At 40.4% G+C, this 17898-nt stretch carries 15 protein-coding genes; 8 read left to right on the top strand and 7 right to left on the bottom strand.

Features of this window, described 5'->3' with window-relative positions; translation table 11 throughout:
- Positions 1-27 precede the first annotated feature (27 nt).
- Positions 28-1656 carry an RluA family pseudouridine synthase gene (locus NMG48_RS08620; protein ID WP_345961253.1) on the top strand — a complete coding sequence of 543 codons (1629 nt, stop codon included), beginning with the start codon at positions 28-30 and terminating at the stop codon, positions 1654-1656.
- A gap of 20 nt (positions 1657-1676) precedes the next feature.
- Here NMG48_RS08620 and NMG48_RS08615 read toward each other — a convergent pair whose 3' ends face one another.
- A complete protein-coding gene (locus tag NMG48_RS08615; protein ID WP_271254842.1) occupies positions 1677-2096 on the bottom strand; it encodes a putative toxin-antitoxin system toxin component, PIN family in 420 nt (139 codons plus the stop codon).
- A complete protein-coding gene (locus tag NMG48_RS08610) occupies positions 2093-2350 on the bottom strand; it encodes a hypothetical protein (RefSeq protein WP_271254841.1) in 258 nt (85 codons plus the stop codon). Before NMG48_RS08610 ends, NMG48_RS08615 begins: the two co-directional genes overlap by 4 nt.
- A gap of 172 nt (positions 2351-2522) precedes the next feature.
- Between NMG48_RS08610 and NMG48_RS08605 the strand changes: the two genes are divergently transcribed.
- Positions 2523-5072, top strand: coding sequence for a CHAT domain-containing protein (locus NMG48_RS08605; RefSeq protein WP_271254840.1), 2550 nt, complete (start codon positions 2523-2525; stop codon positions 5070-5072).
- On the opposite strand, the gene NMG48_RS08600 is transcribed toward NMG48_RS08605, so the two are convergent.
- Positions 5067-6023, bottom strand: a complete 957-nt coding sequence (locus tag NMG48_RS08600; RefSeq protein ID WP_271254839.1) for a tetratricopeptide repeat protein — start codon at positions 6021-6023, stop codon at positions 5067-5069. The genes NMG48_RS08605 and NMG48_RS08600 overlap by 6 nt on opposite strands.
- A 51-nt stretch (positions 6024-6074) precedes the next feature.
- On the opposite strand from NMG48_RS08600, the gene NMG48_RS08595 reads away from it, so the two are divergent.
- Positions 6075-7751: a family 10 glycosylhydrolase gene (locus NMG48_RS08595; RefSeq protein WP_271254838.1), complete on the top strand. Its 1677-nt coding sequence runs from the start codon at positions 6075-6077 to the stop codon at positions 7749-7751.
- Between the two features lie 95 nt (positions 7752-7846).
- Here the strand turns inward: NMG48_RS08595 and NMG48_RS08590 are convergent, their stop codons facing one another.
- A complete protein-coding gene (locus NMG48_RS08590) occupies positions 7847-8644 on the bottom strand; it encodes an E3 ubiquitin ligase family protein (RefSeq protein ID WP_271254837.1) in 798 nt (265 codons plus the stop codon).
- Between the two features lie 91 nt (positions 8645-8735).
- Here NMG48_RS08590 and NMG48_RS08585 point away from each other — a divergent pair, with 91 nt between their 5' ends.
- Positions 8736-10127, top strand: coding sequence for an aldehyde dehydrogenase (locus NMG48_RS08585; RefSeq protein ID WP_271254836.1), 1392 nt, complete (start codon positions 8736-8738; stop codon positions 10125-10127).
- A gap of 221 nt (positions 10128-10348) precedes the next feature.
- On the opposite strand, the gene NMG48_RS08580 is transcribed toward NMG48_RS08585, so the two are convergent.
- The gene (locus tag NMG48_RS08580; RefSeq protein ID WP_271254835.1) at positions 10349-11656 is read right to left on the bottom strand and encodes a hypothetical protein; all 1308 of its coding nucleotides are present in this window, start codon (positions 11654-11656) and stop codon (positions 10349-10351) included.
- Between the two features lie 672 nt (positions 11657-12328).
- Here NMG48_RS08580 and NMG48_RS08575 point away from each other — a divergent pair.
- Complete coding sequence (locus NMG48_RS08575) at positions 12329-13441, top strand: DegT/DnrJ/EryC1/StrS family aminotransferase (RefSeq protein WP_271254834.1); 1113 nt, start codon at positions 12329-12331, stop codon at positions 13439-13441.
- Between the two features lie 33 nt (positions 13442-13474).
- Here the strand turns inward: NMG48_RS08575 and NMG48_RS08570 are convergent, their stop codons facing one another.
- Positions 13475-14191 carry a hypothetical protein gene (locus NMG48_RS08570; RefSeq protein ID WP_126389813.1) on the bottom strand — a complete coding sequence of 239 codons (717 nt, stop codon included), beginning with the start codon at positions 14189-14191 and terminating at the stop codon, positions 13475-13477.
- 386 nt (positions 14192-14577) lie between these two features.
- Here NMG48_RS08570 and NMG48_RS08565 point away from each other — a divergent pair, with 386 nt between their 5' ends.
- From NMG48_RS08565 to prfA, 3 genes are all read left to right on the top strand, one after another.
- Positions 14578-15075: a GNAT family N-acetyltransferase gene (locus tag NMG48_RS08565; RefSeq protein ID WP_126390489.1), complete on the top strand. Its 498-nt coding sequence runs from the start codon at positions 14578-14580 to the stop codon at positions 15073-15075.
- A gap of 96 nt (positions 15076-15171) precedes the next feature.
- Entirely contained in the window at positions 15172-15399 is a 228-nt protein-coding gene (gene rpmE / locus NMG48_RS08560) for a 50S ribosomal protein L31 (RefSeq protein ID WP_126389807.1), read from the top strand.
- Positions 15400-15489: 90 nt separating this feature from the next.
- Positions 15490-16596: a peptide chain release factor 1 gene (prfA, locus tag NMG48_RS08555; RefSeq protein ID WP_271254833.1), complete on the top strand. Its 1107-nt coding sequence runs from the start codon at positions 15490-15492 to the stop codon at positions 16594-16596.
- A gap of 47 nt (positions 16597-16643) precedes the next feature.
- On the opposite strand, the gene NMG48_RS08550 is transcribed toward prfA, so the two are convergent.
- Complete coding sequence (locus tag NMG48_RS08550; RefSeq protein WP_271254832.1) at positions 16644-17750, bottom strand: FG-GAP repeat protein; 1107 nt, start codon at positions 17748-17750, stop codon at positions 16644-16646.
- Positions 17751-17898: the final 148 nt, after the last annotated feature.

Genomic DNA, 17898 nt, shown 5'->3' with positions numbered 1-17898 from the left:
AGCGGAGAAATATTAGATGCTTCTGCCATGATACTTGGTTCAGAGGGCGATCAGGTAAGCTATTGGTATGAAGGAATTTGCCCCTATAGCGGTGAATTATTGCGTTTACCACGAACTTTGCAAGCGGAGGCGATCGCTAAAAGGCTGATGCAGGAACTTGGTCACATTTCTCCCAAAAATGCAGAAGGGAAAATGTATGGAGTGCTACTAGCAAAATCATCAAGGGGTGAAAGATTAGTTCTAAAGGCTTTTTCGGGGTTGTTAAATGGCAAAAGCCATCTCGAAGGATGGGTTCCTCCCATTGCAGGTCGAGAGAAAGTTGCCATTGAGGAATCTATTACTTTAAGTAAATTAGCGGCAATTAAACGGGAATTAATCGAGTTAAGTGAAATTCCTGAACGTCGAGAATATGAGCAGAAATCTCAGGAATATGCCGTCCAGTTGCAAGCTTTGCGCGATCGCCATCAAGTTTCTAAACAAGAACGACAAGTTAAGCGATCGCAATTATTAGCATCCTTAACAGGAAAAGAGTTGGAAATTGCACTCAAGGATTTGGATAGGGAAAGTCAACAAGAAAAGATAACAAGGCGCGATTTTAGACGCGATCGCGATCGGGTTTTGTTGCCCTTAAAAGCAATGATTGTAGAGGCTGACAGCAAAATGCAAATTCTTAAACAACAGCGGCGAGAGTTATCGCGCACTTTGCAAACCCAAATGCACAATGCCTATGTGTTAACTAATTTCGCAGGAGAAACGCGATCGCTACGGGAATTAATTACGGAAGGAGTAATGCCCACAGGAATGGGAGATTGCTGCGCTCCAAAGTTACTGCACTATGCCGCAACCCATGACCTGATACCTTTGGCAATGGCAGAGTTTTGGTGGGGACACCCTTCCCCCGATGGTTATAAAATCCAAGGTGAGTTTTATGGTGCTTGTGTAGAGAGATGTCAGCCATTAATGGGATTTTTATTGTCAGGAAGAAGAGCCTCAACTATCCCACCTGCGACAAAGACTGCGAAGCAGCCTTTGTCAATCATCTATGAAGATGAGTACCTAATTGCGATCGCGAAACCGACCGAACTTCTCTCTATCCCTGGACGGTATTTCGATACTCAAGACAGCGTGCTAAGTAGATTACGGCAATCCTTCGGTACAGATGTTCCCATTTATCCAGTACATCGCCTCGATCGCCAAACCTCAGGTGTTTTATTATTTGCCCGTGATTTGGAAGCTCTTCGCTCTTTGAGTAAACAATTTCAAAAGCGAGAAATCCACAAAATTTATGAAGCATTGCTATCAGGAAAGATTGATCGTGAGCAGGGGACAATTGATTTACCTCTGTGGGGTAATCCCGAAAATCGCCCCTATCAACAGGTAGACTGGCAGAGGGGTAAGCCTAGCGTGACCAAGTTTCGCTTGCTAGGGCAGGTCGGGAATTATTCACGGATAGAATTTATTCCTTTAACAGGACGAACTCATCAATTGCGAGTTCACTCTGCTGATCCTCAAGGTTTAGGTGTACCAATTTTAGGCGATCGCCTGTATGGTTGTCATGCAGCAACAAGTCGCCTACATCTCCATGCGCGGGAGTTAACGTTCAAACATCCGCGATCGCAAGAGTATATCCATTTGCAAATACCTGTTCCTTTTTAAGCAGATGGCAATCGCCATCTCTACAAACTAAAATACTGTTCCAAAAAATCTGTAGCAGTCATAATCTGCATGTTTTGGTATTCCTGCAAGATCAACAAATCGCGATCGCCTGTAATAATGACTTCAACGCTAGCTGCGATCGCCGTAGCTAAAACAACAGTATCATCTGGATCTCGCAGATCTGGAACAATTAATTCTTCAATTGGATAGATATAAGTAATTTCTCTGGTTCCTATCAATAATTGCTCTTTTGTCAAATTAAGTGATTGTATTTTTTGCTGAAGTTTTTTGTAAGACAACGTGTTTTCTAGTTCAGCTAATAAAGACTCAGATATACAAATCTGAATCTCTTCTCTTCTAGCTAAGTGAATTAGATTGTTAGGTAATCCTCGCCACAGCCAAGCTGACACCCAGACATTTGTATCCAAAACCACTTTCATATTTTGTTCTCTCTGCGTACTTCTCTTACAAGTTCACAAATTTCTTCTGTAGTAATTTCGTTAAGATCACTTCCTGATTGCTCAAGAGAGCTTTCCCATACATCCCAATTAAACTTAGTGGCTTTTTTAAATGTAATTGTATTTTCGCTTGTAATAACCAAGTACTGTTCACCATTAGAGAACTGCTCGCGAATCTCTAGGGGAAGTTGTAAGTTTCCTTCAGGGGTTAGGTTGATAGTTATTGTTTTTTGCATAGGTCTTCACTTGATTTTTATCTTGAGTTAGTTGATCTTGCCATATTTTAGCAAGGCTTTCAGTCTGACTATGGTTCGAGGATAACAAATACATTATTTCAAGATATTTACGTTTATTTTTAATTTAAAATATCGTAAATCGCCTTTGAATTTGGTTTAAGGAAGGATGTTTATGCGGAGAGTTTTGGGCTTATTAGGGTTAGGAATTTTTTTGTCTGGTTTACCTATATTTGGGGTAAGACAAGAGTATGGCTGGACACAAACAGTAAGCGATCGCAAGGCTGAGATTGAGAAGTTAAATAAACAAGGACTTCAACAATATCGTCAAGGGCAATTCCAGAAGGCATTAGAAAACTTTCAGCAGGCTTTATCTATTAGCAAACAGATTAATGATCGCTTTAGAGAAGGGCGTTCTCTTAACAATATTGGTTTAGTTTATGACAGCCTTGGACAATACAACAAAGCATTAGAATTTTATCAGCAGTCTCTAAGAATTAGGAAAGAAGTTCGTGATCAATCTGGAGAAGGGACAACTCTAAACAATATTGGTGTAGTTTACGAAGGTGTTGGACAATATTTAAAAGCGCTAGAGTTCTACCAACAAGCTCTTGTAGTCAAAAAAGCCCTTAATGATCGCTCTGGTGAAAGTATTGTCCTTAATAATATTGGATCAACTTACAAACAACTTGGACAATATGCCAAAGCTTTAGAGTCTTATCAGCAAGCTCTTGTAATCGTTAAGGAAATTAAAGATGGCAATGCTGAAGGCATAATTCTCAATGGAATTGGCTCAATTTACGAAAACCTTGGTCAGTATACTAAAGCCTTAAATATTTACCAACAAGCTTTAGAAATCAACAAACAAGTTAAAAATCTTGCTGCTGAATCCTCAACTCTCACCAACATAGGTTCGGCTTATAGTAATCTCGAAAAGTATGATCAAGCTCTAAATTTTTATCAAAAAGCCCTTGTAATCGCGCAGAAAATTGGCGATCGCTCTAGTGAAAGTACAGTCCTAAATAACCTTGGCTGGACTTACAGGAATCTTAAAAAATCGGATCAAGCTTTAAATGCTTACCAGCAAGCTCTTGTAATTTCCAAGGAAATTGGTGATGTCGATGGTGAAGGTGTTACCCTCGGTAATATTGGTATCACGTATAGAGAGCTTAAGCAATATAACAAGGCGATAGAGTCTTATCAGCAAGCTATTGCTATTAATCAAAAAGTTGGCGATCGCCATAGTGAGGCTAATAATCTAGCCAATATGAGCATTGTTCTCTTTCTACAATCACAACCAGAACTCGCAATCCTCTTTTACAAAAAATCTGTCAATACTTATGAAGCAATTCGCAAAGATATTAAGAATCTCACTCAAGAAAGTCAGCAATCTTTTACTAGTACTGTTACCTATACCTATCTGAATTTAGCTGATCTTCTCATCGAAAAAGGACGTATCACAGAAGCATTACAAGTTCTAGATCTGCTAAAAATTCAAGAACTTGAAGATTATCTCAAAAATATCAAAGGTAACGACATCACTGCACAAGGATTGAGACTTTTAGAGCCAGAAAAGGCTATTAGCAATAAGCTATTAGCTATTAGCTTGGAGCAGATTCCTGAACTAAATCAACAACTAGCTAGCCAGATTCAACAACTATCCAAATCAGAAATCAACAAAGTCCCCCCATACTTCCAAAATATCCCCAAAGGCACAGCCCTAATTTATCCATTTATTCTTGATGATCGTCTCGAACTAATCATCTATACCCCCAACACCTTACCAATCAATCGCACCATTCCCATTAAAAAAGAAGAACTCCAACAACTAGTAAATGAATTTCGGGGTACTCTACAAGATTATGGTTCTGAAGACATCAAAACATCAGGTAAAAAACTCTACGACCTCCTGATCAAACCTATCGAAGCTGAACTCCAACAGTCCAATACGATGACTATTCTCTATGCCCCTGATAGGTTTCTACGCTATATACCTCTTGCTGCACTCTATGATGGCAAACAGTACTTAGTAGAGAAATACCGTATTAATAACTTGATCGCCTATAGCCTCTTTGACGGCAATCAAAAAGCAATCTCTAACGTCCGCATCTATGCTGGTGCATTTGGCGGCAAAGCGGGGGAGAGAAAATTTGGGCAAAATACGCTTCCCGCTTCTATTCCTGAAGTTGAACTGATAACTTCTATTTTTCCCAATAGTCAAAAATATATCGAACAAAATTTCACTGATAAAACAACTAAGGAAAAAGTAGCTGGCAACACGATTATTCACTTTGCCACCCATGCTTTATTCAACTCTGACAACCCTTTTGATTCCTATGTGCTATTTGGTGATGGCAGCAAAATCACCCTTGCCGAGATTAGTGACTTACCTTTAAAGAATACAGAGTTAGTAGTGCTAAGTGCCTGTCAGACAGGACTCGGTGGTACATTAGGCACGGGTGCAGAAATCTTAGGCTTTGGCTATCAAGTCCAACGCGCAGGGGCAAAAGCTTCTATTGCTTCTTTATGGATAGTATCCGATGATGGTACAAAGCTACTCATGCAGGAATTCTATAAGAACGTGCAAAAGGGAAATATGGCAACTTCTGCGGCACTGCGAGATGCCCAACTCAGCATGATTCGCCGACCGATGAAAGAGCGTGAAATAAATTACAATCACCCTTATTTCTGGTCTGCCTTTGTGGTGATTGGCAATGGGTTATAGTTGACGTTCTAGAAGCTTACCGAGATATTGTTTTGCCTCAACCCAATTGGGAACAAGATCAACGGCGGATTGAAAACAGGCGATCGCTTCGTCAACCTTGCCAATATTATTTAAAATAATGCCAAGATTGAAGTAGGGTTGCGCAAAATTTGGGTCAATGTCGATCGCTTCTTTGTAGGCTAAAATTGCATCTTTAAGTTGATTTTTGCGAATGAAGGTACTGCCAAGATTGCAATGGGCATCGGCATAGGTGGGATCGCTCTGAATTGCTTTTTCAAAACAGGCGATCGCTTTAGTTTCTAAATCTTCTTTTAGAGATTGGTCATCCGAGTCAATGAACGTAATTTTTTGCAAATACGCCACACCTAGAGCATTGTAATCCTTGGCTTGTAATAGTTCTAAATTGTGGTTTTCAGCCCGTTCATAGATAGCATGGACTAATTCGGGCTGGTTCTGTTGGAAATATAATTGGGCGATCGCTCGATAACCATCAACGTAATCAGGATTTGTAGAAATTGCTCTTTCATAGCTAGCAATCGCATCGGTAAGTCTGCCCCGTTCCTTGAGACTATCCCCCAATCGGCAATGATATTCGGCGATGAAGCGATCAGGATGTAGTTCTAGGGCTTTCTGAAAATGGGTAATTGCTAATTCGCTCCATCCCATTTGTTGATAGGCATTTCCTAAACCTAATTGAGATTCTAAGGATTGCGGATCGAGTTGCAAGGCTTTACTAAAACTAGCGATCGCCTCCATGAAATTACCTTGCTGGTGATAGATTGAGCCAATACGCTCATGGGCAGCCGCAAAATCTGGATTAATCGCTAAAGCCCGTTGATAATTTTTCAGCGCGAGGGGAATATTGCTAGAGGCAAGATAGCGATCGCCAAATTGCACATAGGTTTCGGGAGAATCAACGGATGGGCTGATCGAACGGCTAGCATCACTCATGGCAATTACAGTCAAATATTCAGATAGGTGGTCGGATTTCTGCTACAGTGCTTGGCGCTATGTCAAAAATTTAATACCATATTTCCCCAAAACATTGTCGCAATTTCATCTATAGGAATTGATGGTATTCCACAATCCGCACAGGACATCATCACCAACAAATATTATCGCAGTTTTTCTATGCCAGTAAACCGTATCTCTCGTCTTTTAGCCCTCACCCTATTTACTTTAACAGGAATCTTTACCCAGCCAGCCTTTGCTCAGGTGGGAGAATATTGTCAATTTGAAAAGGAGGCGATCGCGCATAAAGACCAGTTGCGAATGGCGGCTTTTCAAGAAAATGACAAGAGGGGGAATAGTGACAAAATTGCGGCAAGGAAGGAATATCAGGCGCTTGTCCAACAGCATAACCAAGATCTCAATACCTGTCGTCAAAAATCTTGGCTAAAAACTCAAGGGATCTGGCTACGTCTCTATCCCTGTGATCTGCAATCGGGAAAGCTAGAGGAAGTGATGGATCGAATTGTCAATCGGGGCTATAACCAAGTATTTGTAGAAGTTATTTCCAATGGCACGATTCTCTTACCAATGACATCTAATGCTACAGCATGGAACTCTCTTGTCCAATCAGAACAGTATAAAAATGCCGATTTATTGAAATTGGCGATCGATAAGGGAAGAGAAAGGGGAATCAAGGTTCATGCTTGGCTATTTACAATGAATGTTGGTATTGGCTATGGACAAGGTTTTGAGCGCAACGGGGTATCACGGCAAACAGTAGCGCGACAACAGGCACTCGCTCGTAATGGTAATGGAGACAGCACCATATCTATTGTTGAAAATCTAGGCAAAAATCCTAATGGGGAAGTCCCAACAAAGAATCAACTATTTATCGATCCCTATAATTATCAAGCTCAGAGCGATTTATATTTAGCTGCCTATGAAGTGGCGAAGCGGCAACCCGATGGCGTAGCCTTTGACTATGTACGCTACAAGCGTGGTGCAGGAGCAGCTTCAGTAGTCAGTAATGTGCGCTACCTATGGATTTATGGGCAAGCCTCATTAGCAGCATTACGCGATCGCGCTGAGAATTTTCAGGGCAGAGAACTGATTAATCGATTTCTCAAACAGGGTTATGTCACACCGACGGATCTCCAAGCGGTAAAAAAGCTCTATCCCGAAGAATTAGAACCCCTATGGCAAGGTCGCCGTCCCACTGGCAAAAGTATCTCTGACAAAAATCCTGCGATCGCCTATTGGCAAAATGAACTATGGCGACTGGTGGTTGGTCATGCCTTTATGGGGGTTATCCATTATCTTAAGATTGTCTCTAAGCCCGTTTTGCAGCAAGGTATTCCTGCTAGTGTCGCCTTTTTCTCCGATGGCAATCAACCTGTCGGGGATGGCTTTGATTCGCGGATGCAGCCTTGGCATCTATTACCGACAACCTATGAGTGGCGACCGATGGCTTATGCGATCTGTGGCAAGCCAGAATGTATCGTGGCTCAAATCCGTCGTGTATTCCAATATGCCCCTGAGGGAGCAGAAATCTCTCCAATCCTGCTAGGACAATGGAACGAATCTTTTCGCGATCGCCCATCCTTAGAGTTACAGATGCAAGCAATCCATCAAGAATTTGCTGCCATTAACTCCATTAGTCATTTTTCTTTTGGTTGGCAAACTAGAGAATTAGCTTTTTCGCGATCGCGCCAATTTTGTAAACTGTAGCAATAAGCAACTAAGTAGCTCGGCATAGTTATAAACATGTATTTCTGTATCGCCCGCTAGGAGGAAGATACAGAAATATGGGTGTGCTTAACTACTTACTTCTTCAAAACTAAACCAATAATTAATAAGATTACACCTACTGCAAAGCACCCAACCATGCCATAGAAAAAGCCTTTTGCTGCATTTGCGGTGGACTTAGCAAGTTCCTCCTCACTCTTGAGGGAAATGATAAATTTTTTGTCAGATTGAATCGGTTTACGAAGTGTTAACTTACCTCCTTCATCTGCTGCCGTACCAATTACTAATACCTCGCGATCGCAAGGCAAAATTGACTCGGTATAGCGATAGCCAATCGTGTGCCTACCACCAATACCTGCACCAATGGCTAAACTAAATCCTCCAAAAGATATCGATGAGCCGTTAGCATTCTCTTTCCGAAACTCATCTAACACTTGGACAGTATCAATATTGCCACCATCAAGATTGACGATCAGTTCGCCCGAAGAATCTTGCAAAGTAAAGGGAATTGATTGAGTATTACTAGAAACTGTTTCAGAACTACGGCGCGTCTCAGTACGTCTTTTCCCTTCACTATCTGTAACTGTCTGCTGTTCCTCATATTCCCTAACAACGCGCATGGTGTAATGCACACAGGGTTCTTGTTTTAATTCTGAAATCAATGGGCGATCGCTACGAATAATGCCACGCACCTTCACATATTCTCGTAAATTCCCACTTCCGATTTCCCCAGCAATTTCACTGGCAATTCGTTGTAATTCCGCAATAGTTGAGGAAGTTGCTAAACGAATACTTTGTAACTTTGTGCTGTAGTTCTTCTGCACAAAGAAGAGAATGATGCCAATTACAATGAGAATGCCGCCAAAAATTGCCATAGGTTTGCAGTACTTACAAGCTTTTGCTATGGATTAAAATTAGCATAGGAGCCTGATAGATCAAACTCAATTTTACGGAATTTACAAATTTATGGTTGCCAGCTTCATTAGCAATGTCAATATTCAAGAAGCGATCGCTAATCAACGCGCTTTTTTTGCCACAGGAAAGACCAAAAGCTATGATTTTCGGATAGCGCAACTCCATAAACTCTTAGATTTGATTCAAGAGAATGAGCAGTTAATTCTCGATGCTGTTTATGCGGATCTCCGAAAACCTGCGATCGAAGGCTATGGCAGTGAAATTTTAATCACTCTAGCAGAAATTAAATATACGCTCAAACATCTCAAAACTTGGATGAAACCACGAAAGGTAGGTACTCCCATCAATTTATTTCCAAATTCTAGTTATATCTATGCTGAGCCTCTAGGTATAGTCCTAATCATTGCACCTTGGAACTATCCCTTTGCTCTCACAATTCAACCTCTCATCGGTGCGATCGCCGCAGGTAATTGCTCAATTCTCAAGCCTTCTGAGCATACACCCCACACCTCCAGTGCGATCGCCAAACTTATCAACGATAACTTCGATCCTAATTTTATTCTTGCCATTGAAGGCGGTATCGAAACTAATCAAGCTCTACTTGCCGAAAGATTTGATCATATCTTCTTCACAGGTGGAACGGCGATCGGCAAAATTGTGATGGAAGCTGCGGCGAAACATCTGACTCCTGTAACATTGGAACTTGGTGGTAAAAGTCCCTGTATTGTTGATGCAGAATGCGATTTGGACATAACGGCTAAGCGTATTGTTTGGGGTAAATTCTACAATGCGGGACAGACCTGTGTTGCACCTGATTATCTCTTAGTTCAGAAAAGTATTAAACCTGTACTAATTGAGAAGTTAATCGCCTATATCAACATCTTTTTTGGAGACAAGCCTCAACAAAGTCCAGACTTAGCAAGAATCGTGAACGATCGCCAATTTGATCGCCTTGTGGGTTTACTTGATGAAGGTAAAATTTTGATTGGTGGTAACAGCGATAAAAGCGATCTTTTTATCTCTCCCACAATCATTGATGAAGTTTCGCTCCAATCGAAAATTATGGCAGAGGAAATCTTTGGACCAATTTTGCCAATTTTAGAATATGAACATATTTCTGAAGCGATCGCCTTGATCAACAGTCGCCCTAATCCCCTCGCTCTGTACCTATTCTCCAATAACAAACAGAAACAGGAACAGATTCTCCAAGAAGTATCCTTTGGTGGCGGCTGTTTCAACGATACGATTATGCATTTAGGAAATCCTGCACTTCCCTTTGGTGGCGTTGGCAATAGTGGTATCGGTAGCTATCATGGCAAAGCAACCTTTGACACCTTCTCTCACCGCAAGAGTATCCTCAAAAACTCTTTCCGCTTCGATCTCAAGTTTCGCTATCCTCCCTACACCATGACTCTCGATGCTTTAAAGAAATTTATCAAATAATTGCTAATCTAGAATGGGCAGCGCAAAGCGCTGCCCCTCATCTTTTGGGCTTTATGTTCTAACTGATGTTACATGCAACCCTCATCCTCCAACCCCTTCTCCCGCAGGAGAAGGGGAGCAAAATCTCTTTTTCCCCTCTCCTGCGGGAGAGGGGCTAGGGGTGAGGGCTGTAGAAGCTTCCACGTAACACCAGTTCTAAGCAAAACTGACATTGCTATAGCTTATCGAAGCTGTGAAAAAATTCGATAATTTTTTTTATCAAATTGGGAAATCTGTAGATCTTGCCGAACATCTAGATCTTGCGAAGATGAATCAGCATAGGGATACATACATACAAGGTTATATCTTGTTTCCCCGGCATAGATGGCAAGGGCAATATTGAGCATATCGATAAAGGCTATTACCGATTTACATTTTGCTTCACTATATTTACTGTAATACTTAATAATTAAAGCAATTTTGAGTTCCAGATGAGAGCGAACAGAACCATTAATTAGTAATAGTTTTAGCAGCAGAACTACAAAATTCAAAGGATTTGTATGGTGTAGTAAAATGTTAAATAGCTCTGTTAAATGCTCATGATCACTACTTGTAAATTGGGAGATTAAGTACTTAGAAGTTTTTAAAATCAAATATGGATTAGTAAGATGATCATGATGCTCTGACTTTAAGTTAAATAAACCATCAGATATCTGTGTTTGTAATGTTTCAGACACTTCTGGATCGGCGATCGCAAAATCTAAATACTGCAACAACTTAACTTTGAATTCATAGTAGGTTGAATTTTCAATACTTGCGAGAAATTTTTCTGCCTGTGCTTGACAATTAAGCATACTATTTTTTGTCAACATCAGTGTGACAAGATTGAGAACATTATCACTTAAGCTAGTAGGATTGCTATGGGGATTTGGTGTTGATAATTGATGCCCTAATCTTGCTGTGTACATAGCTAAATCAAACTGAAACTTTTCCTTCATTTCTTGAGCAAGTATGTTAGCCGCTTGTCTTTGCTCTAAAGAACTATGAGGATTTGTATATTGATCAGTTAATAAGTAGGAAGCAAAACGATTACTCCAATTTTGATCTACACCAGACAATGGATTAACACTAATGGCAAACAACTTTAACGATTTAAAATCCTCACTCTTAATAAAAATTTGTAGCCAAATCCTCAAAGTTTTCAACTTGATAGATTTAGGTTTTTTGTGAATTGAATCATCATCAAAAAGATCAATCAATGATTGGACATAACTTCGATGATTACTAACAGTCCAATTGTTAATGAGAATATAGCAACAGCGCTTTAAGGTATAAAAAAATTCTTTTTCGTTATAGGCAGTTAAAATTTGATCGAATGCTGCGGCAATTTCTAGATTATGTTGATCGTTAAAGTTGATAAATAAGTCTTTAAAGTCTATAAGTACTGCATCTGGAGATTTATGACGTACAGTTTCTAAAAAGAATTCATAAATTCTTTGCTGAGCTTGTTCAATGCCTTGAGAGTAAATTCGATCTGCTGTCCAGAACATGGTAATTTCATTCTTCCAAATATTGTATAGCAGTTCTCAAAACCTAAAATTTTGAGATGGTTAAGTTTGAGAGAGTATCTGTAAATTACTCATATAGATATTATTCACAGTTTTAATGATTTAAAAAGCATTTTTGAGAACAATTCGTTACTGAAAAGGTATATAGAAGTTATATAGATGTTATAGACATTATCAATAACGTTGCAAAGGCTATAAATCTAGCGGTTTCGCAGTCATATAGCATTTCTTAATTAGTAGGAGAGCTAAGCCTCCTATTCTCACCTTTACCGAGAAAAACCGTACTTCAACAAAATGGAAAATAACAGAAATCTCCCTATGGAAATCCTAAATTATCTATCGAAGAGTATTCTGAAGGATCACTTCTACAAATCCTAAAATCTATAAATAATTTGGAACCTATAGCACTTTTCAAGTGAGCAGAGTACAGAGTTATTTCACTAGACTGGGAAACGCTATAGGTAAGAATAAAGTTTAAATATATCGTTGGATGCAAGCGTCATAATGCTGAATTTAAACAACAAAGGAGAAAGATGCGATCGCAAACACTGAGAAAACTCCATACTGCCTCGAAGATTTCTCAAAATTTCTAGAAATTTCTATTGTTGCTTGATAACGTTTAAAATAATTAAGGCAATCTAGAATCGTTTCAACGTGAACAAAATCCCTCCCTTTGATGTATCGCAGCAGTATCAACAAATTGGCGATCTCTTAAATCAGGCTGCATTAGACGTACTAGCATCGGGGCAATATATTGGCGGACAAACTGTAGGTCAGTTTGAGAGTGAGTTTGCCAAATATATTGGCTCACAGCATGGTATCGCTTGTAACTCAGGTACTGATGCTTTGTACTTGGCTATGCGAGCCTTAGATATTGGAGAGGGTGATGAAGTAATCACGTCACCATTCACATTTTTTGCTAGTGCCGAGACAATCAGCATGGCTGGGGCAAAGCCTGTCTTTGTAGATATTGAGGCGCATAGCTTTAATCTCAATCTTGAGTTAATTGAATCAGCAATTACAGATCGCACAAAGGCAATTATGCCCGTACATTTGTTCGGTCGTCCTGTGGATATGCCAAAGCTAATGGCGATCGCGAAAAAGCATAATCTCTATGTAATCGAGGATTGCGCTCAAGCCACAGGAGCCATCTCCAACGGCGAAAAAGTCGGTAATATTGGTGATGTAGGCTGTTTTAGCTTTTATCCGACCAAAAATTTGGGAGGCTGTGGCGATGGGGGGATGATGACCACCAATAATCCAGAAATTGATAAAAAGCTCAGGATTTTGCGTGAACATGGCAGTCCTCAGCGCTATTACCATGAATATATTGGGATGAACTCACGCCTTGATTGTTTACAGGCTGCCCTATTGCAAGTGAAGTTGCCCTATCTCGATAAATGGAACCATCAACGTCGAGAAATTAGCGATCGCTATACCCATCTGCTCAAAGAGGCAAATATTTCGCATTTAGTCCCCCCTCACCACTGCCCTGGAAGCGTTTGGAATCAATACACCATCTGTATCGGTGATGGTAAGCGCAATGATGTCCAAACTCAATTGCGCGAACAAAACATCATCACGATGATCTACTATCCCCTACCTCTCCATTTACAATCCGTTTACCAAAACTTGGGCTATCACAGGGGAGATTTTCCTGTTACTGAAGATATTTGCGATCGGGTTTTATCTCTACCCATGTTTCCAGAACTAAGCGAAGACCAACAGGAACGAGTCGTTATAACCTTGAAAGATATTTTGAAATAAATTTGAAAGCGCCGCTTTTGCGCCGCTTTTAAATTAATCAGACAAGCGTTGTTTCAGACTCTCAGCAATTTTTACCCCTAAATACTCAGGAATTAAATTTTCGTTGGGACCTAATAAGTACAAAATCAACCTTGTGCGTCCGCGCCAAACTAATAAATTGGCATTCACCACCAACAGATCTTCCTGCCAAATCGCATTCATCACCTTATAAAACAACCCCGGTTGGCTATCTGCTTCGACGAGCAATGCAGGCAAATGAAACACGCGATCGACATAAAAATTCGTTTCTACTTTCTTGAGTCCACTATCGAGGTTAAACTCTAGAGCTAGCATTTCCTCAACCTCAAAGCGCCCTAATAGAGTCTCTTTGATTGCCTTCCGTACATTTTCAGCAGTCTTCTGCGGCAAAGCTTTCCCACCACGGGAAATTACCAGCTTAATAAATACCAACATTGGCGTATGGATCTGTCCATACAAGCTCAAGCTATGGATCGTTAAACCATAGGCGGCTAGGACTCCAAAAATATCATTTAATAGAAACGACTGATTTCGATAGGCAAAGTACAGGACGCTTTTGCTACTCTCAGACTTGAGTTCAATGACCGCTTCTTTGGTTTGATAAAGTTGATAAGCCAAGCGCAAGTTTTGCAGTTGAATGTCACTACTAACAAACTGCTCGTAAAATTGTGGAAAACTCGTATTAAAACGTTTTAGTAATTCGATCGTTGAGGTTTTTAGACCAAATGTCATTGACAACCTCCTGCTGAGTATTCACGGTTAGATTTCCACATCCAAAATGTCTCGATCAACATTAAATGCTTATAGCCTCGAAATAGCGCGATCGGTTTGAACATTGCAGGTCTTAGGAGTGAAAAAATAAGGGCTAATATTTTTGGTTTACTAAAAGCTTAAGCAAAATCTCGCAATGATGTTTCTAATTTTACCAACATAAGGTCAGAGCTAAGGCTAAGACCAACCTTGATTAAAACTATTTTGGGATTTTATTTTAGTATTTGCGATCGCCTGCTTTCAACAAAAGCATATACAATGCAGATACAATAAATAGGTGCTTAAAGTATCTGTAATAGCTCTGTCATCTACAGGGCGATCGCTGCTGTATACAACCAATGGGGCAAATGGGGTTCTGGAAAAACTTATTTGGTTCTGACACCCTCGAACCTACAAAAAAAACAAGACTTCGCCAAGTGCCAAACCAAAGCGGACAGATTTTCTTTAGCACTGAAAAGGATATTGATCTCTACGAACTAGAAGAATTATGTGACTCTGTTGGTTGGGCGAGGCGACCAATTCGTAAGGTTCGTATTGCTTTACAGCATAGTTTTGTCGTCCTCTCCATGTGGGAGCATCGTGGCGGCTTTAAGCGTTTGATTGGTTTTGCCCGCGCTACATCTGACTATGCCTTTAACGCGACATTATGGGATGTGGTAGTTCACCCCGATTTTCAAGGCAGGGGTCTAGGCAAAGCCCTCATGGAAGAAATGATCCGTGAGTTACGAAAGTCTGACATTAGTAATATTAGTCTTTTCGCCGATGCCCATGTGGTCGAGTTTTACAATCAGCTAGGTTTCAACGCCGATCCCGAAGGCATCAAAGGTATGTTTTGGTATCCATAAAGTAAGATGTAGAGCTTCGCTCTACATCTTGTTTCAGATTGCATAATTCTGTGTTAGTCTAGAAAAGCTTAATTTTTGATTTTTATAGCTAAGACTATGCCTAAAGCTGGAATTCACCCGACTTGGTATCCTGAAGCAAAGGTAATTTGCAACGGCGAAGTGGTAGCCACTATTGGTTCTACCCATCCTGAAATTAATGTTGACGTATGGTCGGGCAACCACCCCTTCTATACAGGCACACAAAAGATTATTGACACCGAAGGTCGTGTAGAGCGCTTCTTGCGTAAATACGGCATGTTTGATGAAAACGCTAAAGACGCATAGTTATAGCCACATTAGAATTAATTTTAGGATTAATTCATTATTTTGTTGGCTTACTAATTTTTCACGTTCTTTTGTGGTATTTCCAAACCCATGCCTGCTGCTTATCTAATTAAGAAACTTGAATCTGTTGAACAGACTTTCAATGAACTGACTCGTCGGATGGGTGATCCTGACGTGGCGACCGATCACGGCGAGTTTCAGCGCATTGCGAAGGTGCGTGCGTCCTTGGAAGAGACGGTTCTAACCTACGATACTTTTCGCAAGGCAGAACAAGACTATAAGGAAGCTCAAGAAATCCTCAAAGAGTCCAATGATCCTGAACTAAAGGAGATGGCGGCTCTAGAGGTCGAAGAGTTATCTAACAAGCTAGAAGAATTAGAGCAAAAGTTACAGATCCTGCTACTGCCCCAAGATCCTAATGATGACAAGAACATCATGTTGGAAATTCGTGCGGGTACGGGTGGTGATGAAGCTGGTATTTGGGCTGGAGATTTAGTACGCCTCTACACACGCTATGCCGAGCGTCAGGGTTGGCGCGTGAAGATGGTCAGTGAGACCCTCGCCGAAATGGGCGGATTCAAAGAAGCAATCATTGAAGTACAGGGCGATCGCGTTTATAGCAAACTCAAGTTTGAGTCGGGCGTGCATCGCGTGCAACGGGTTCCTGCGACAGAATCACAGGGACGTGTGCATACATCGACAGCAACAGTGGCGATCATGCCTGAGGTCGATGAAGTGGAAATTCACATCGATCCGAAAGATATTGAAATGTCTACGGCGCGATCGGGCGGAGCTGGTGGTCAGAACGTCAACAAGGTGGAGACGGCTGCCGACCTATTTCACAAACCGACGGGGATTAGAATTTTCTGTACGGAAGAGCGATCGCAGCTCCAAAACAAAGAGCGAGCCATGCAGATCTTACGGGCTAAGCTCTATGAAATAAAGTTGCGGGAACAGCAAGCCGAAATTACGTCAATGCGCCGATCGCAGGTAGGGACAGGTTCTCGTTCTGAAAAAATTCGCACTTACAATTACAAAGACAGCCGTTTAACTGAGCATCGTTTAGGTCAGAACTTTACATTGCAGCCGATTTTAGAAGGTGATCTCGAAGAAGTAATTCAAAGCTGTATTTCTAAGGATCAACAGGAGCGCTTGCAGGAATTGGCGATCGCTACAGGTGATGATCTGGTTAGCTAAATGTTATGAAGTTTGATGCTTAGCTTGACTCATTTTTTGTAATATTTTTACATTATCCACAGTACTTTGAATTTACTAGAGTATTTGTCTGTATATGTAATAACTTTATACTGCTTATTTTTCAGCCATTTGTTTGGATCTGATGGTAGATAACCCGTTGGATAAATTCTCTTACTCGACCAATCACCAAAATAAGAGAAATATTTTTTGTTTTTATCCGATTCTTGTGGTAACCCAGTTTTCTGCTCAAAGTAAATATAGGTTTGAAAAACGCCTTGATTTGGATTCAAATCCACCGTAAATTGACAAGTAAAATCATCGGTGCATTTTTCATTAATATTCTGAATAGTTCCATCCTCAATACTGAGAATTGTAGTTGTTTGAAATAGTGGATGTTCTTCATAGGCTTGTACTTTTGAATTCGCTAACCATAAGTAAGGAATGAGTGGATTATCGTGAGTTTTAGAGCGTTCGGACTGAAAGTTATAGGAATACCACCTTTTTAAGATTGGGTGGGTAGTTGATATTAACTCTCCTTCTTGATATCGCCATTGCTGTCCGATAATCCCAAGAGTGTTATCAGTACCCGTCCATTCCCATGCTGTCGTCCATATTTCAAATTGCTCGCCATCAGGCACAAAAGTTCCATGTATACCACCGTAATCCTGAGTTGAGAAACGCATTGGTGTTTGAATCGGATAAACCGATGGATCGGCAAGAACATAAATAGTCCAATAGGAAACTCCTAGTCCATTGCTAGTGCCATTATGACTTGCAACGATTAATTCCTGCCTCCCATCTCCATCCAAATCCGCTTCAAACGCATTGAACCCCATAGAGTAAGTAGCCGCATTCCATTTAGCTATTTCCTTGTTATCCTTTTCAAGAATAAATATGTCTTTAAATTGATGATCGAGCCTACATTTTCGCAGTTTGAATTTTTGAAGCGGTGATTTGTTTCTGGGTTCGGAGCATTTTTCACCCAATTTACTTGACAAACTTGTTGAAATAGCTACTGCTTGAGTTTTAGAGACAATGTGCTGGTAATTTTTGATGTTTGTAGTTAATTTAGACTGAGACGCAGAAAAACATCCGTTTAAAGCGGTCGCTAAACCCAATAAACCTAATAGTGTAAACCCAATGTTAAATCTCACTATCTAAAACTCACGTAATTTACTTAATGCTGTATTTTAGTGCGTGTAGAGTGAAGATTACTTTTACAAACACTCTACAATTAATCATAGAAAAAATTTTGATTAGCTAAGCGAATAAGCAAATAACTTTTTATATTTTATTCAGACA

This window comes from Pseudanabaena sp. Chao 1811, from assembly GCF_027942295.1.
Lineage (GTDB): Bacteria > Cyanobacteriota > Cyanobacteriia > Pseudanabaenales > Pseudanabaenaceae > Pseudanabaena.
The sequence above is the reverse complement of the archived record's forward strand: the minus strand, read 5'-3'. Positions and strand labels throughout refer to the sequence as shown.

Excerpts from the sequence above, each read along its gene's own strand:
- NMG48_RS08620 (WP_345961253.1), top strand. The coding sequence starts at position 28 with ATGATACTTGGTTCAGAGGGCGATCAGGTAAGCTATTGGTATGAAGGA.
- rpmE (WP_126389807.1), top strand. The coding sequence starts at position 15,172 with ATGCCTAAAGCTGGAATTCACCCGACTTGGTATCCTGAAGCAAAGGTA.
- NMG48_RS08580 (WP_271254835.1), bottom strand. The coding sequence starts at position 11,656 with ATGTTCTGGACAGCAGATCGAATTTACTCTCAAGGCATTGAACAAGCT.
- NMG48_RS08615 (WP_271254842.1), bottom strand. The coding sequence starts at position 2,096 with ATGAAAGTGGTTTTGGATACAAATGTCTGGGTGTCAGCTTGGCTGTGG.
- NMG48_RS08605 (WP_271254840.1), top strand. The coding sequence starts at position 2,523 with ATGCGGAGAGTTTTGGGCTTATTAGGGTTAGGAATTTTTTTGTCTGGT.
- NMG48_RS08570 (WP_126389813.1), bottom strand. The coding sequence starts at position 14,191 with ATGACATTTGGTCTAAAAACCTCAACGATCGAATTACTAAAACGTTTT.
- NMG48_RS08600 (WP_271254839.1), bottom strand. The coding sequence starts at position 6,023 with ATGAGTGATGCTAGCCGTTCGATCAGCCCATCCGTTGATTCTCCCGAA.
- NMG48_RS08585 (WP_271254836.1), top strand. The coding sequence starts at position 8,736 with ATGGTTGCCAGCTTCATTAGCAATGTCAATATTCAAGAAGCGATCGCT.
- NMG48_RS08565 (WP_126390489.1), top strand. The coding sequence starts at position 14,578 with ATGGGGTTCTGGAAAAACTTATTTGGTTCTGACACCCTCGAACCTACA.
- NMG48_RS08610 (WP_271254841.1), bottom strand. The coding sequence starts at position 2,350 with ATGCAAAAAACAATAACTATCAACCTAACCCCTGAAGGAAACTTACAA.
- NMG48_RS08590 (WP_271254837.1), bottom strand. The coding sequence starts at position 8,644 with ATGGCAATTTTTGGCGGCATTCTCATTGTAATTGGCATCATTCTCTTC.
- prfA (WP_271254833.1), top strand. The coding sequence starts at position 15,490 with ATGCCTGCTGCTTATCTAATTAAGAAACTTGAATCTGTTGAACAGACT.